This window comes from Paenibacillus silagei (assembly GCF_017874735.1).
GTDB classification, from domain to species: Bacteria; Bacillota; Bacilli; order Paenibacillales; family Paenibacillaceae; genus Paenibacillus_AQ; species Paenibacillus_AQ silagei.
In genome coordinates this window covers 191,111-206,697 of the sequence record NZ_JAGGLV010000005.1, presented here as the reverse complement: position 1 = coordinate 206,697, position 15,587 = coordinate 191,111, and the positions used below count along the sequence as shown (strand labels likewise).

The following is a 15,587-nucleotide window of genomic DNA, read 5'->3' as shown; positions in this document are numbered from 1 at the left end:
CCGCACTCGTTTTTGTGTTTTTTTGCAGGATTCACCCTGCGATTGCAGAGGGTTCAGGCGGTTTCTTTCTTTTCCAGCGTCCGGCGGGATTGATGGGTGAAGCCCGTACTGTTATAATAAGTGGATTAACATTAGGCTGTCTGTGGGGGTAAGGAATGACTGACGTTCAGAAACGACAACAACAAATTCGCAATTTCTCGATTATTGCACATATAGACCATGGCAAATCGACATTGGCTGACCGCATTCTGGAGTATACGGGGGCGCTGACTTCGCGTGAAATGCAGGAGCAGGTTCTGGATCAGATGGATCTGGAGCGCGAGCGGGGCATCACCATCAAGCTGCAGGCCGTACGCCTGACGTACCGTGCCGATGACGGCCAGGAATATTATTTGAATCTGATTGACACACCGGGGCATGTCGATTTCACCTATGAGGTATCCCGCAGTCTGGCTGCCTGTGAAGGCGCTCTTCTGGTAGTGGATGCAGCCCAGGGGATTGAAGCCCAGACGCTGGCCAACGTGTACCTGGCGCTTGACAACAATCTGGAGATTCTTCCTGTACTCAACAAGATCGATCTTCCGAATGCAGATCCTGAACGGGTGAAGCAGGAGATTGAGGATGTCATCGGGCTGGATGCCAGCGAAGCCGTTCTGGCTTCCGCTAAGGCAGGCATTGGCATCAAGGAGATTCTGGAGCAGGTCGTGAAGCAGGTTCCGGCGCCGACTGGAAACTCGGAAGAACCGCTTAAGGCGCTGATCTTCGACTCCCATTATGACCCGTACAAGGGCGTAATCGTCTATGTCCGCGTAATGGACGGCAGTATCCGTGCCGGTTCCAAGATCAGAATGATGGCCACTGATAAAACCTTTGAGGTTATTGAGGTGGGGGCATTCATGCCGCGTATGACCATTGTGCCCGAGCTGAACATCGGCGATGTCGGCTTCATTGTGGCCGGGATTAAGCATGTGGGCGACACTCGTGTCGGTGATACCGTGACGGATGCCAAGCGTCCGACTGCTGAGCCGCTACCGGGTTACCGCAGAATTAATCCTATGGTCTATTGCGGTCTCTATCCGATTGAGACCTCTGACTATAATGACCTTCGTGAAGCGCTGGAGAAGCTGCAGCTGAACGATGCTTCCCTGAGCTTTGAGCCGGAGAGCTCCAGCGCCCTTGGCTTTGGCTTCCGGTGCGGCTTCCTGGGGCTGCTGCATATGGAGATTATTCAGGAGCGGATCGAACGCGAGTTCAATCTGCCGCTGATTACTACCGCGCCGAGCGTTATTTACCGCATTAAGCTGACGAACGGGGAGACCATTCAGATCGACAATCCGTCGCATTATCCGGAGATCGGGACGATTGACTTCATCGAAGAACCGTATGTCAAAGCAGCCATTATCGTGCCTAACGACTTCGTGGGAACCGTTATGGAGCTGTGCCAGAACAAACGCGGCGAATTCGTCAACATGGAGTATCTGGACAGCAACCGTGTAACCATTACGTACGAGATTCCGTTATCCGAGATCGTCTACGACTTTTTCGACCAGTTGAAATCCGGCACGAAGGGTTATGCATCCTACGATTACGAGATCTCCGGTTACCGCCAGTCCAATCTCGTGAAGATGGATATCCTGCTGAACAATGAGCAGGTCGATGCGCTGTCCTTCATCGTTCACCGCGACCGCGCCTACAACCGCGGCCGGGTCATCTGTGAGAAGCTGCGCGGTATTATCCCCCGCCAGATGTTCGAGGTGCCGATTCAGGCTTCCGTCGGCACGAAGGTGGTTGCGCGTGAGACCGTTAAGGCCATGCGCAAGAACGTATTAGCCAAATGCTACGGCGGCGATATCTCGCGTAAGCGGAAGCTGCTGGAGAAGCAGAAGGAAGGGAAGAAGCGCATGAAGCAAGTCGGCAGCGTCGAGGTGCCGCAGGAAGCGTTCATGGCCGTGCTTCAGATTGAGTAGCAGCATATAAGCTCCCCCGGAGCTTTCGGTTTATCGCAGAAACGGGTGCCGTCCTACGCAGGGCGGTGCAGCCGTTTCTTCTTGCTTTTTAGCAGCAGGTAGTGTGGCAGGCCTGTATATTAATAGAATAAAGGAGACAGCTAATGAATACAGCTACGAGCACTGCACACCATGGCCGTCCCCCTGAGGCCGTATATATTCACATCCCGTTCTGCACCAATAAATGCTTCTATTGTGATTTCAACTCTTACGTGCTGAAGGACCAGCCGGTGATGGACTATCTCCATGCGCTTGACCGCGAGATGGAGCTGACCGTGCAGCACACGCCTCCGGGTGTGATCAAGACGATTTTTGTCGGCGGGGGTACGCCTACTGTCCTCAAGCCGGATGAGATGGCTTATTTCCTGGAATCGGTCCGCAGGCATTTTCCGCAGTGGGACGAGAATATTGAGTTCTCTATGGAAGCTAACCCCGGAACTACCGATATTGATAAGCTCAGAGTCATGAAGGAAGGCGGTGTCAACCGGGTCAGCTTCGGGGTGCAGGCGTTCCAAAATGAGCTGCTGAGCGGAATCGGCCGGATTCATGATGTGAATGACGTATACCGCAGTCTGGAGAATGCCCGTGCGGTCGGGCTTAATAACCTGTCGCTGGATCTGATGTTCGGCCTGCCGAACCAGACGGTGGATATGCTTAGAGAGAGTATCGACAAGGCGCTGGCGCTGGACCTTCCGCATTATTCCATCTACAGCTTGAAGGTGGAGGAGAACACGCTGTTCCACACTCTGTTCAATAAGAACAAGCTTCCGCTCCCGAATGAAGAGGATGAGCTGGCGATGTACCTGCTGCTTATGACTACCATGGAGGCTGCGGGGTATACGCAATATGAGATCAGTAATTTTGCCAAGCCGGGGCTGGAGAGCCGCCACAACATCACGTACTGGCGCAACGAGGATTATTACGGTCTGGGCGCAGGCGCGCACGGATATGTGGGCCGGCAGCGGCACATGAATATCAAGGGCGTGAACCCGTATAACGAGGCTTCGCGCAGCGGGCTGCCGCGTCTGGACAGCTTTGAGATCTCCGAGCAGGAGGCGATGGAGGATTTCATGATGGTCGGCCTGCGGATGCGCGAAGGGGTGTCGGATGCGGCGTTCCGCTCACAATTCGGAAAGCCGCTGGAGGCTGTTTTTGCAGGGCCGCTGCATAAAATGCTGAAGGCCGGGCTGCTGGAGCAGGCCGGGGACACCTATCGTCTGAGCAAGCAGGGAATCCTGTTCGGCAACGATGTTTTCGGGGAATTTGTCGGTGCTTTGACAGAGGTTTAATTTTGAAATACCTCTTGAATTGTAATTCACCTTGTTGTATATTTATTCATATTAACAACAAGGGGTGAGTCAAGGTGCTTGTCAAAACGGATCATTTCCAAGAGGCTTCTCCAGCAGGAGAGCAGCAAGTAATATGCAGAAATGCTACGGTGGAGGATGTAGAGCCGCTGTATCTGATGATAGAGGAGTATGCCAGGCAGGGGATTATGCTGCCCCGTTCAAGGCAAGCACTGACCCGCCAGATCGACCAGTTCGTGATCGCTGAGATCGGCGGCAAGTTTGTCGGCTGCGGTTCCTTGTTCCGGCTCGGAAGTGATCTTGTGGAGGTCCGTTCGATTGGCCTGAATGATGCTGGCAAGGGCAAAGGTGTAGGAACGATGATCCTGGAGAAGCTGGTTGAAGAAGCGAGACGCCAGCAGATTCCGAAGATTATGGCCCTGACCTATGCTGTGGACTTCTTCCTTAAGAACGGCTTCGATGTGGTGCAGAAGGAGATTTTCCCCGAGAAGGTCTGGACCGATTGTGTGAACTGCAAGAAGCAGCATGCCTGCGACGAGATCGCCGTGCTGAAGAGACTGGACTAATCCGGCGTGCTCTAGCCCCCGGTAAACTATATAATAAGAAACCACTGTTCACCTGGACGCTGATGCTTCAGGGTGACAGTGGTTTTTTGCGGATACCGGTTTATTGTGCGTAGATAAGCTTGCGCTGTTGCTCCACCAGTTCGGCAAGCTCCGGTGTAGCATATGCGGAAGGGTTAAAGGAAGGGGACAGTGTATTATAAGTAATTCCGATGCTGGACCCGTCCGTCATCTCAATCTCCAGCCAGTATTTGTCTCCTACCCAACCCTTGGTCTGCTTGTACAGCTGCTCGAACGGGAGGTATTCCAGCTTGGGGAATTCGCGGATGAACACGGCGTTGGCCTCCGGGGTAAAGTCCATCAGGTCAGAACCGTCATTGCCGCTCACAAAACGGACGGTTTGTATTTTTCCCTCGATATCCAGCAGATCGTTAAGGGTGTTGGCGTCAGGGTTGTTGCGTGCTTCATACAGCCGGTCTCCCGCCCAGAGTCTCGCCGATGTCTTATAGCCTTCTACCTCGTAGAGCAGTGTGCCTGTCTTAAGATTTGTCGCATCTCCATCCTGCAGCCCAGCGTGCGGACACTTCTGCTCGGATTTGCTGTAGGTAATTTTGCCGATCTCCTTGCCTTTGCCAAGTGGGGCGGGGTCAGGACCGGTATCATCGTAGTACATCACGCCTTCCCATTGCAGGATGGATATATAATCCGCATCCACACCGATGCACTTGACCGGTAAGATTTTACCTGTACAGCCCGTAAGTGCTAATGCAGTTAAGAGGCCTGCGATTATAGCCCATAATGCTGTTTTCTTGAAACGCATTTTTATCACTCCCTGAGTATTGGACGGCATTGTCCGGGAAATGGTTGCGGTGAAATATACAAAATCTTGCTTTAACTAAAATAGGCGCAATCAAGTTGCTGAACTCACTTGACAATGCCGAGGTCAGTTTGGTATTTTTGTATTAGTGGTTAGCACTCATCTCACTAGAGTGCTAACGAATCGGAGCCACAGCCGGATAGGAGGGAATAACATGTTAACTGAACGCCAGAGAATGATACTGAATGCCATTGTCGATGACTATATTTCTTCCGCTGAGCCGGTAGGCTCGCGCAGTATCTCGAAACGCGGGGATGTGGGCTACAGTCCAGCCACGATCCGCAACGAAATGGCCGATCTGGAGGATCTGGGTTATCTGGAGCAACCTCATACGTCGGCAGGGAGAATCCCGTCCCATAAGGGCTACCGCTATTATGTGGATCATCTGGTACCGTGGAATTCCGCCGAAACGGCCGAACTGGGCACGATCCGCGCTTTTTTCGCCGAGAAGCTGAATGCTACAGAGCAGGTTATCCAACATGCGGCAATGATCCTGTCCAATATGACGAATTATACTTCCATCCTGCTGGGACCGGAGGTTTTTCATACTTCATTGCGCCATTTCCAGCTGCTCCCGCTCGATGACAAGACCGCTGTGGCGATTATCGTTACCAGCACCGGGCAGGTAGAGAACCGGACCGTGAGTCTTCCTCCGGAGATATCTGTCTCCGAGATGGAGAAGGTCGTGAATCTGCTGAACAGCAAGCTGGTCAATGTACCGCTCTACAAGCTGAAGAGTCAGCTCTATTCCGAGCTGGGCGAAGAAATGCAGCGCCACATCTCCCATTATGAAGAATTAATGCAGGTGCTGGATAAGGCGCTGGAAAGCGACCATGATCAGCGGATTTACTTAAGCGGAGCCACGAATATGCTGACCCAGCCGGAGTTCAAGGACGTCGACAAGGTGAAGACGATTCTCGATCTGCTGGAGGAGACGCCTACGCTGCTCAAGATGCTCACCCCGGCCAGCAGCGAAGCAGGAATGCAGGTGCGCATTGGTACAGAGAATAAGCATGAGGCTTTTGCCAACTGCAGTCTGATTACCGCCACTTATTCACTGGACGGCAAGCCGCTGGGGAGCATCGGCATCCTGGGTCCGACCCGTATGGAGTACGCACGTGTAATGGGTATTCTGGGGATTTTGTCCCGGGATTTGACAGCGATGCTGGCACACTGGTATAAGTGAACAGAGTGTACTAGTCCATCGCGAATGATACTAAGGAGGTGAAGACAACTTGAAAGAGGAAGAGGTTCAGGAAATGAATGAGAAGAATGACCCCTCAATGAATGACAATCTTGCGGCTGAAGAGACTGATACCACAGCAGACAGCGGCTCATTCACGGCTGAAGAGGCCGGCGAGGCGGCTTCAGGCAATGAGGAATACAGAAAACTGCAGGAGCTTGCAGATGAACATCAGGCTCGTACCTTGCGTGTGCAGGCTGATTTCGATAACTTCCGCCGCCGGACCCAGAAAGAAAAGGAAGAGCTGGCGCAGTACGCAACATCTAAGCTCGTAACTGAGCTGCTCCCGGTAATGGATAACTTTGAACGCGCACTGGCGACTCCTGCAGCAGGTGCAGACGCTGAAGCGTTCATCAAAGGCGTGAATATGATTTTTCGTCAGCTGGAGGGAGTCCTTAAGACTGAGGGGCTTACAGCTATGGAAGTGGTAGGGCAGCCTTTTAACCCTGAATATCATCAGGCGATCATGCAGGTGGAGAGCGAGGAGTACGAGGAAGGCATCGTGACGGAAGAGGTCCAGAAGGGCTATCTCCTGAAGGATAAGGTTCTTCGTCCGGCCATGGTCAAAGTCAGCATGTAGATCTGTTCTATATAAGATAATAAATATGGATGAAGCCCCGGGCTTCACATTATTTCTGAGGAGGCACATTACTGTGAGTAAAGTTATCGGTATTGACTTAGGAACCACGAACTCTTGCGTTGCCGTTATGGAAGGCGGCGAAGCCGTCGTTATCCCGAATCCGGAAGGCGCGCGTACAACCCCATCGGTTGTAGGCTTCAAGAAGGACGGCGAGCGCATCGTTGGTGAAACGGCAAAACGCCAGGCCATTACGAACCCGGACCGTACCATCGCTTCCATCAAACGCCACATGGGTACAGGCCACAAAGAAAGCATTGACGGCAAAGACTATTCTGCACAGGAAATCTCGGCAATGATTCTTCAGAAGCTGAAATCCGATGCTGAAGCCTATCTGGGCCAGACTGTAACTCAGGCGGTTATTACAGTTCCTGCTTATTTCAATGACAGCCAGCGTCAGGCTACCAAGGATGCAGGCAAAATCGCCGGCCTTGAAGTGCTACGTATCGTTAACGAGCCAACAGCAGCAGCTCTTGCTTACGGTCTGGAGAAATCAGAAGATCACACCATCCTGGTCTATGACCTTGGCGGCGGTACCTTCGACGTATCCATCCTTGAACTGGGCGACGGCTTCTTTGAAGTGAAGGCTACCAGCGGTGACAACCGTCTGGGCGGAGATGATTTTGACCAACTGGTGATGGATTACCTCGTAGCTGAATTCAAGAAAGAGCAGGGCATTGACCTGAGCAAGGACAAGGCGGCTGTTCAACGTCTGAAGGATGCTGCGGAAAAAGCAAAGAAAGAGCTGTCCGGCGTACTTACAACTACAGTATCGCTTCCGTTCATCACGGTAGTTGACGGAGTGCCTCAGCACTTGGAGATCAACCTGACCCGTGCCAAGTTCGACGAGCTGACTGCAAGCCTGGTTGAGCGTACGCTGGGACCTACACGTCAAGCGCTGAAGGATGCCGGAATGACCCCTGCGGATCTGAACAGAATCGTACTGGTCGGCGGCTCCACCCGTATTCCTGCCGTACAGGATGCGATCAAGAAGCTTACCGGCAAAGAGCCTCACAAGGGCGTTAACCCGGATGAAGTAGTAGCCCTGGGTGCTGCTGTTCAAGCGGGCGTACTGACTGGTGATGTAAAAGATGTAGTTCTGCTCGACGTCACTCCGCTGTCCCTCGGTATTGAAACTGCAGGCGGCGTGTTCACGAAGATGATTGAACGCAACACTACGATCCCTACAAGCAAATCGCAGGTGTTCTCGACCTTCGCAGACAGCCAGCCTAGCGTGGAAATCCACGTATTGCAGGGTGAACGCGAGATGGCGAACGGCAACAAGACACTGGGACGCTTCATGCTGAACGAGATTCCACCGGCACCGCGCGGCGTACCGCAGATCGAGGTTACCTTCGACATCGATGCCAACGGTATCGTTAACGTCTCTGCTACAGATAAAGGCACCAACAAGAGCCAGAAGATCACCATCACTTCTTCCAGCGGTCTGAGCGACGCAGAAGTGGAACAGATGATGAAGGATGCCGAGCTGCACGCTGAGGAAGACCGCAAGCGTAAAGAACTGGTCGAAGCCAAGAACGGTGCTGACCAGCTCGTATACTCCACAGATAAAGTAATTAAGGATCTGGGTGACAAGGTCGATGCTTCCGAGATCGACAAAGCGAATGAAGCCAAGGACAAGGTGAAGGCTGCACTTGAAACCGACAACCTGGAAGAAATCACTGCCGCTACAGAGGCGCTGAATGAGATTGTGCAGCAGTTGTCCGTGAAGCTGTATGAGCAGGCTGCACAGGAGCAGCAGGGGGCTGAAGCGGGCCAGGATGCTTCTGAAGGCAATGCCAAGAAGGATAACGTGGTAGATGCGGATTACGAAGTGGTTGACGATGAGAAGAATCAAGGGTAACCTTAGACGATAAGTTCTATGGTGGTGAGAGGGAAGGTCAAGACCGGGGCATCCCGGGTTTTGGCTTTCCTTTTACCTTGTAAATGGGGAGAATTAACGATGTACGGAGGTGAAAGCAGTGGCAGATAAACGTGATTATTATGAGGTTCTGGGCCTCGGAAGAGATGCTTCAGAAGACGAAGTGAAGAAGGCCTATCGCAAGCTGGCGCGCCAGTACCATCCCGATGTGAATAAGGCCAGTGATGCTGAGGCCAAGTTCAAAGAGGTTAAGGAAGCCTATGATGTCCTGAGTGACGGGCAACAGCGTGCGCGGTATGACCAATATGGGCATATTGACCCTAATCAGGGAATGGGCGGCGGCTTTGGCGGCGGTGGCGGAGATTTCGGCGGTCTTGGTGATATCTTCGATATGTTCTTCGGCGGAGGCGGTGGACGGCGTGATCCGAATGCCCCACAGCGCGGCGGCGATTTGCAGTATACGATGACCATTGAGTTCAAGGAAGCGGTGTTCGGCAAAGAGACCGATATTACCATTCCGCGCACGGAGACCTGCGATACCTGCTTCGGCTCCGGAGCCAAGCCGGGTACGAAGCCGGAGACCTGTTCCGTCTGCCACGGCAGCGGACAGCAGGAATTCGTGCAGAATACACCGCTTGGACAGATGCGTAACCGCCGTCCCTGCTCCCATTGCAGCGGCACAGGCAAAATCATCAAAGAGAAATGCACCACCTGCGCAGGCCAGGGCAAGGTGAAGAGACAGCGCAAGATCCATGTGCGTATCCCTGCCGGTGTCGATGACGGCGCACAGCTGCGCATGACCGGTGAAGGCGAAGGCGGCACACGCGGCGGCCCGGCCGGAGATCTGTACATTGTGATCCGTGTGAAGAATCATGATTTCTTCGAGCGCGAGAACAACGATATTATGTGCGAGGTTCCCTTGACGTTCGCTCAGGCGGCACTGGGTGACGAGATTGAGATCCCAACGCTGACCGAGAAGGTGAAGCTCAAGATCCCGGCAGGCACCCAGACCGGTACCTTCTTCCGCCTCAAAGGCAAAGGGGTTCCGCATCTGCGCGGCAACGGCGTCGGCGACCAGCATGTCCGCGTCATCGTAGTCACACCTAGCAAGCTCAGCGATGAGCAGAAGGACCTGCTCCGCCAGTTCGCCTCCTACAACGGAGAGAACACGCATGAGCAGGAACAGTCGTTCTTCGACCGTGTGAAGCGGGCATTCCGGGGAGACTGAAGGATAACGAATTTATAGTTTAGTAACTAGAGCAAGCCCCCAATCTGGAAGAGGAGATTGGGGGCTTTTTGCTAATAGTAAGGAATGGTTTTCCGTCTAGTAGCTCATAAGGCTTAAACGTGTGAAAATTACTTTAACCAATGGCTTGCTGAGGGGCTACTTCACCCCGATTAGGGTGCAAGGGGTAGGCTTAATTGCAATTCGTACAACTAAATCGTCCGATGTGCCGCCAAATCTCCGTTTAGTTGTAGTTCGTGCAATTAAAATGCCCCTATACCTGGATTTTCGTCAATACGGGCAAATTTAGTTGTACAGACTACAGTTAGAAGTGGAAGTCTACATGTTTCCCTGTTTTTAGTTGCACAGAATACACTTATCCCTTTTTTTTCGCTACGAACGCAACTTCATCCCTTACCACATTTATGGAATGAAATCACCTGTTTAATTCTGATGGTCTACTAGATCATAGGCTGTTAATTTTACATAATAATTATCAGGCAAAAAATTTAAATCATCAAAGTAATCCCAAATGGTTCTCGAATTATCGAAGGAGGTTCCTTTTCAATAATGAAGAATTTATCCATTCTTGATCTTGAAGATGTATCAATCTCTTGCAAACCAACGATGTTAAATTTTGAATCGAAAAGAGACAGTTTAAAACATTTCTCCTATCGCTTTACGTCTGGTAAGACTTATGCACTAGAGAATAACATTGGTGAAGGAGGGTGGGCCTTATCTTACCTGTTATCAGGAAGGGAGCAAAGGTACAGCGGGAATATTATAATTGATGGAAATAAAATAGAAAGGGATAAATTGAACATATATGGATGGTATGTTGGAGAAGGTATTCAATACAAAGTTCCCTTCTATAAAAAAAGTTTGACTGTGCATGAGCAATTAGAGCTAGGTACCTCTAAACAACATAGCATTAAAGAACTGATAGATGCCTTTGAGCTTGCTCCTTCACGCTTGGATCGAGAGATCAAGCACATCAGTAACGAACGCTGGAACGCATCTATTGCAATTGGACTTGCTCATGAGAAGCAGGTGTTTTGTTTTCCTTGGTTAAGTGATATGTGGAAGGAGGCATTAATAGCAAGATTAGCGCATTGTTCAACCTTATTAAAGCAATATAATTGTATTTTTTTGATTCCAGTACAAAGCTTGACCAATATAGAGAGTTGCATTGATGAGATTGTGTATGTAAAAAAGAAATAGACAATCTCCCTTAGATAACACAAAACAAGTTAAAGCCCCTCCACTTCCTGACTAGGAAGCGAAGGGGCTTTAGTTTTACTTTCTCTATACTTGGTGCTTAGAGAAGTTGGTTCTACTGAATCAACCCGCTCTTGCTCAGCAATTCATAGAGTGCAGCGGCTGCTGTCTCACGGGTTGCCGGAGCTGTTGGATTGAAGGCAATGCCCGTTTCGCTGGCGAAGATGCCGGCTTTGGTCAGGGCTTGCAGACTGTCCTTGGCGTAAGGAGCTACCTTAGCGCTATCGGAGTAGGTTGTGAACGAAGGATTGGCTACAGCCTTCAGTTCAGTGCCTGTCAGCTTCAGCGCTCTGTCCAGAATGACGGCGAGCTCCTGACGGGTTACTTTTTGCGTAGGTGCAAACTTGCCGTTGCCTATGCCCAGAATCAGACCAGACTTGGAGGCTGCGGCGACATCCTTGGCGTACCACTCCGTTGATTTCACATCGGAGAAGGTTACGCCAGCATCGGTACGCAGACCCAGTGCACGGGTTAAGAGTGCTGTGAACTCAGCGCGGGTCAGATTGCTCTGCGGCGCAAAAGTTGTTGCCGAGGTTCCCTGGATAATCAGCTTGTCGGCCAAGGTCTGGATGGCTACAGCTGATTTGGAATTAGCGATGTCTGTGAAGGCTGCTGCCGGTTTGCTGACTGCTGCATACACGGAGAAGCCTGGACGGCTTACGGTCACAAGGGTTGTATCGTCTGCCTGTGGTGTGAAGACAGAAGCAACCGGGGTCACCAGTCCGTCTTTCTCAAACAATACACCCGCAGTTTTCGATTCAATCTTGCCAGGTACAGTTAAGGTACGCTTGATGAATACGTTGGTTGGAACGTTCAAGTAAGTGCTGCCTGTCGCTGTAGTCCATGAAGCTTCATAGGATACCGGAGTTCCGATGACCTTGGCACCCGGAGTACCTGCAATCAGCTTGCTGGCTGCGTCTGGCTCTTGCTTAATTACTAGCTTCAAGCTCTGGCCTGCAGGGGAAGCAGCAATTAAGGATATCGGTAGGGATACAGCAGATCCCGCAATATTTACAATAACCGTGCTGCCTGCTTGCATGCCTGCGAGCAATTTCAGCTGCTCTGCGGTCAGGCTCAGTTCAGCAGACTTATCAGCGATACTGCTGACAGAGATGACAACGGCTGCTTTGACATTAGCGGCTTTGGCCAGAGCGGCCTTCAGATCGCTGTCACTGACGGTTACTGTCGTTACACCATCCTTCGATGCAGTTTGAGGAGTTACCGTTACCTGCTGAACCCCTTCTTCAACAAGGGCCTTCACAGGACCTGGAACTACCACAGGTGTCGGCGTTACTACTGTGCCGCCACCTCCACCGCCGCCGCTACTGCCACTGTCGGAGACAGTGATAAAGCGGAATGAGGTATAGGTGCTGTAGTATTCATCATTGTTGTAGTCGATCTTGATCGGTGTCTTCGTGTTGTCCTCTGCAGTGATTCCAAGAATCTCAAGCTTGTATACCCCGTCAGTCAGACCTGCCACCGCAGGGTTGCCGTAAGCATCCAAGATTGGATCACCATTGTGGTCATAAGGGTGATAGGTGGATGATATAACTGTACTGTAGTTGCCAGGCTCAAAGAATTTATCCGGTGATCCTGTAGTGGATACTTGGAATGAGCCTTTTTTGGTATCATCCAAGCCAATCAGATTCACTTCATAGTAGTTAATATCCTTAGCTTTGAGCTTGTAGTTCAGAACAGCACTTGAATTGGTGTAGACGATCGGCTGGCTCAGTGCAGCCTCCTGAATGCCTGTACCCCAGCTAGGCTGTTCTGTAGTCTTATCTACATTGATTGCAAAAGGCAAGTGAAGTGTTGGCTGTCCGTCTGCTTTCAGTACTATATTACCTTGCAGCATTTGTGGCTCGGTATCAGCAGCAACGTTAACCTTCAGGTTGAACGTGGAAGCACCTTTCGCAGCAGCAGTTACCGATGACTTGTCTAGAGTCGCAGATACATGCTCTGGATCACCATAGTTCCATTCCACGGAAGCAGAATAGGTGAGCGTGCTATCACTTGTATTCTTCAACTGCAGAACTTTCGTAGCTTCAGAACCTGGGAGTAAAGTGCCAAAGCTTGTGGACGGATTGTAGTTGATCACATTCTGAGGAATAAAGTTCTTGTCCAGAATGGAGATTGGCTCGACCGCTTGCAGCAGTGCCGGAGTGTTGATGGCATCTTCTACATTGGCGCGTCCTGGACCTTGACGATAAAGATCTTGTGGTTGACCATTAACCTTTAGACCTACTGCGGTATTGGCAAGTGCCGCACGGATATCGAAAGGTGTATAGTCCGGATGGGCTTGTTTAATGAGCAAGGACAAACCTGCAACATGAGGTGTAGCCATGCTGGTGCCGCTAATGCGATTGTATGCTTTGGAATAATCTGTTTCCGGATGATCTTTGCCATAAGCCGGCCATGTAGATAAGACTCCGTCACCAGGAGCAACAATGTCCGGCTTGATGCTTAGATTACCGTCAAAGTTCGGTCCTAATGAAGAGAAAGTACTCGTAGTATCGCCAGTTGTCATTTCATGCTTATATTCTGAACCAAAGGTGAAATATGTTGGATTATCACCATTTGCCAGAATTGCTCTGGCCAACTTGCGTCCCTTGGAGCCCTCGATGTCGAATGTAGGAATACTTTGGTAACTATTACCTAAATTCACGCCAATGAAACCATTACGATCTTTGTAGTCTTCGTCTAGAATAGCTTGAAGCTCATCGTCCACTTCCTCGGCATTTCCGTTAAAAATTACGATTGCTCTAGCATTACGCTCTTTAGCATTCGCAATTTTATCTACAAAGCCCAGTTCACCACGTGATACCAATACGATGGAACCGCTGATATCTTCAGCAGGGTAATCTTCTTTTGCTCCAAGATCGGCGTACACAACACGTACTGGCTTAGTACCAATGATAGTGGCGAAATCATCATTTGCCAGCTCATACGCCATCATATGGAATGGAAAGTAGGTATCGTAAGTAACAGAAGTTACCGAATTTTCAATTTCTGCCTTAAATTCGCCGGAGTAAGCATCAATAGGACTGGTTACCGAACCTACTGAAATGGCCAATTGGGAAGCAGCTGGAGAACCCATTGAGAAATATTGGCCTTTTTCTCCGTTGTTCCCATTAGCGATTACAGCAGTTACTCCAGAGAGTACAGCATTATTAATAGCGATGGAATCCGGAGAATTCACATCCTTCTCGGAATCGGAGCCGAGCGACAGGTTGATGACATCCATGCCGTCCTTGACCGCACGTTCAATTCCGTCAATGACTTGAGCGGAAGATCCGGAGGAAGTGTTCGGCTTATCAATATTACGGCCCAATACTTTGTAGACATACAGGTCAGCCCCGGGAGCTACGCCCTTCTGCGCAATATCGCCGGTTGCTGCATACTGACCGATGATGGTGCCGGCTACATGCGTACCGTGGTAAGTTCCCGCATAGCCTACGCCATACTCGGTATCTTCTTCAGGAGTCAGCGGAACTTCTTCATAAGGATCATTATCCTGATAGAAGGAGTCATAGCCGCCCTTATAAGCCGGGGCAATATCCGGGTGCGTATAGTCCACACCGGTATCAATTACACCGACCTTCAGTCCGGCCCCGGTGAGGTCTTGGTCAGCCGCCCAATCGGCATGAATCTGCTTCAGGGGAGCATTGTCGTTTCTGTAAGTCACTTCGGTCACTGTCTGATCAGGGAGAGCATACCAGGTGCTGTTCGGATAAATGGAAGACACGCCGGAGATCTTCGCCAGCTCAGGGATTTTGTCAGCCGGAACGGTGACTTCAAAGCCGTTCAGAATCGTGTCGTACTTGTAATTGACGGTCAGGTCAATCTTCTTGGCTTCAGCCTTATCCAGTACTTCTTCCTGCTGGCTGTTCACTGCAGCTTCAGTCGCTGTATTGGCGAGCGCTGTAATTCCTTGTCTGGCAGCATACTTGCCGACGGCAGCAGGCTGGCCGCTGAGCTGAACGATAACCCGGACAAGATTTGAGGATTTGGTGTTAATCTGTGGAGAAATATAAGGCTGATTCGCTGGAATCAAGGCTGGAAGATGATTGCCTGATACGGGTGTCTTCAAGCTGCTGGCGGCGAATGCCGCGCCTGGAATCATACTTGCAGCCACACCCAATGATAAAGTTAGTAATGATAGCTTACGAGGTAATTTTGTCCACTCCAAATGTAATCCCCTCCACAATATGATGTTGGTTCTGGCTTACATCTCTCCTGCTACAGACAGTAGCCGGATTCTCCTTTTCTATTAATCCGGTTTATTTCCGTCAAGATTACTAGGAAAAATATTAAGAAGATTTTACCACTGGTTATTTGTAAAATCTACACAAAATTTATAGAGTTTTGAGAATGTTTTCATTTCCTGCGGAATGTTATATGACACAAATAGACTTTTAAAACTACTACGAAGAAATTAAAAGACAAAAAAATACAAAATAACAGAGAAAAAAACAATTTTCGTCATGAATACTGACATGAATGATGGTTGGAAAACAGCGCTGAAATTTAGAAGTGTGGCTTCTGGATAATGAAATCTGCGGACAACAG

The 15,587-nt window shown here is 50.4% G+C and carries 10 protein-coding genes; 8 read left to right on the top strand and 2 right to left on the bottom strand.

What is annotated here, in order from left to right:
- The first annotated feature begins 155 nt into the window (after nucleotides 1-155).
- From lepA to J2Z70_RS09870, 3 genes are all read left to right on the top strand, one after another.
- On the top strand, nucleotides 156-1,967 hold the full coding sequence (lepA, locus tag J2Z70_RS09880) for a translation elongation factor 4 (protein WP_036732242.1): 1,812 nt from the start codon (nucleotides 156-158) through the stop codon (nucleotides 1,965-1,967).
- Nucleotides 1,968-2,110: 143 nt separating this feature from the next.
- Nucleotides 2,111-3,295, top strand: a complete 1,185-nt coding sequence (gene hemW, locus J2Z70_RS09875) for a radical SAM family heme chaperone HemW (RefSeq protein ID WP_209872165.1) — start codon at nucleotides 2,111-2,113, stop codon at nucleotides 3,293-3,295.
- A 74-nt stretch (nucleotides 3,296-3,369) separates the two neighbouring features.
- Nucleotides 3,370-3,879, top strand: coding sequence for an N-acetyltransferase (locus J2Z70_RS09870; RefSeq protein ID WP_155991690.1), 510 nt, complete (start codon nucleotides 3,370-3,372; stop codon nucleotides 3,877-3,879).
- Between the two features lie 100 nt (nucleotides 3,880-3,979).
- Here the strand turns inward: J2Z70_RS09870 and J2Z70_RS09865 are convergent, their stop codons facing one another.
- A complete protein-coding gene (locus tag J2Z70_RS09865; protein WP_209872162.1) occupies nucleotides 3,980-4,696 on the bottom strand; it encodes a hypothetical protein in 717 nt (238 codons plus the stop codon).
- A 211-nt stretch (nucleotides 4,697-4,907) separates the two neighbouring features.
- On the opposite strand from J2Z70_RS09865, the gene hrcA reads away from it, so the two are divergent.
- From hrcA to J2Z70_RS09840, 5 genes are all read left to right on the top strand, one after another.
- Nucleotides 4,908-5,939 carry a heat-inducible transcriptional repressor HrcA gene (hrcA, locus tag J2Z70_RS09860; protein WP_036732236.1) on the top strand — a complete coding sequence of 344 codons (1,032 nt, stop codon included), beginning with the start codon at nucleotides 4,908-4,910 and terminating at the stop codon, nucleotides 5,937-5,939.
- A gap of 49 nt (nucleotides 5,940-5,988) precedes the next feature.
- On the top strand, nucleotides 5,989-6,576 hold the full coding sequence (grpE, locus tag J2Z70_RS09855) for a nucleotide exchange factor GrpE (protein WP_036732234.1): 588 nt from the start codon (nucleotides 5,989-5,991) through the stop codon (nucleotides 6,574-6,576).
- Between the two features lie 73 nt (nucleotides 6,577-6,649).
- Nucleotides 6,650-8,497 carry a molecular chaperone DnaK gene (gene dnaK, locus J2Z70_RS09850; protein WP_209872159.1) on the top strand — a complete coding sequence of 616 codons (1,848 nt, stop codon included), beginning with the start codon at nucleotides 6,650-6,652 and terminating at the stop codon, nucleotides 8,495-8,497.
- Between the two features lie 118 nt (nucleotides 8,498-8,615).
- Nucleotides 8,616-9,743 (top strand): molecular chaperone DnaJ, encoded by a 1,128-nt coding sequence (gene dnaJ, locus J2Z70_RS09845; protein ID WP_209872156.1) that lies wholly within the window; start codon nucleotides 8,616-8,618, stop codon nucleotides 9,741-9,743.
- 567 nt (nucleotides 9,744-10,310) lie between these two features.
- The gene (locus J2Z70_RS09840; protein ID WP_209872153.1) at nucleotides 10,311-10,961 is read left to right on the top strand and encodes a P-loop NTPase family protein; all 651 of its coding nucleotides are present in this window, start codon (nucleotides 10,311-10,313) and stop codon (nucleotides 10,959-10,961) included.
- 112 nt (nucleotides 10,962-11,073) lie between these two features.
- Here J2Z70_RS09840 and J2Z70_RS33655 read toward each other — a convergent pair whose 3' ends face one another.
- On the bottom strand, nucleotides 11,074-15,207 hold the full coding sequence (locus tag J2Z70_RS33655; protein ID WP_281068138.1) for a S8 family serine peptidase: 4,134 nt from the start codon (nucleotides 15,205-15,207) through the stop codon (nucleotides 11,074-11,076).
- Nucleotides 15,208-15,587 lie beyond the last annotated feature (380 nt).

What these genes read in the sequence shown, in the direction of transcription:
- lepA (WP_036732242.1), top strand. Translation starts at nt 156, where the DNA reads ATGACTGACGTTCAGAAACGACAACAACAAATTCGCAATTTCTCGATT.
- hemW (WP_209872165.1), top strand. Translation starts at nt 2,111, where the DNA reads ATGAATACAGCTACGAGCACTGCACACCATGGCCGTCCCCCTGAGGCC.
- J2Z70_RS09865 (WP_209872162.1), bottom strand. Translation starts at nt 4,696, where the DNA reads ATGCGTTTCAAGAAAACAGCATTATGGGCTATAATCGCAGGCCTCTTA.
- hrcA (WP_036732236.1), top strand. Translation starts at nt 4,908, where the DNA reads ATGTTAACTGAACGCCAGAGAATGATACTGAATGCCATTGTCGATGAC.
- J2Z70_RS09840 (WP_209872153.1), top strand. Translation starts at nt 10,311, where the DNA reads ATGAAGAATTTATCCATTCTTGATCTTGAAGATGTATCAATCTCTTGC.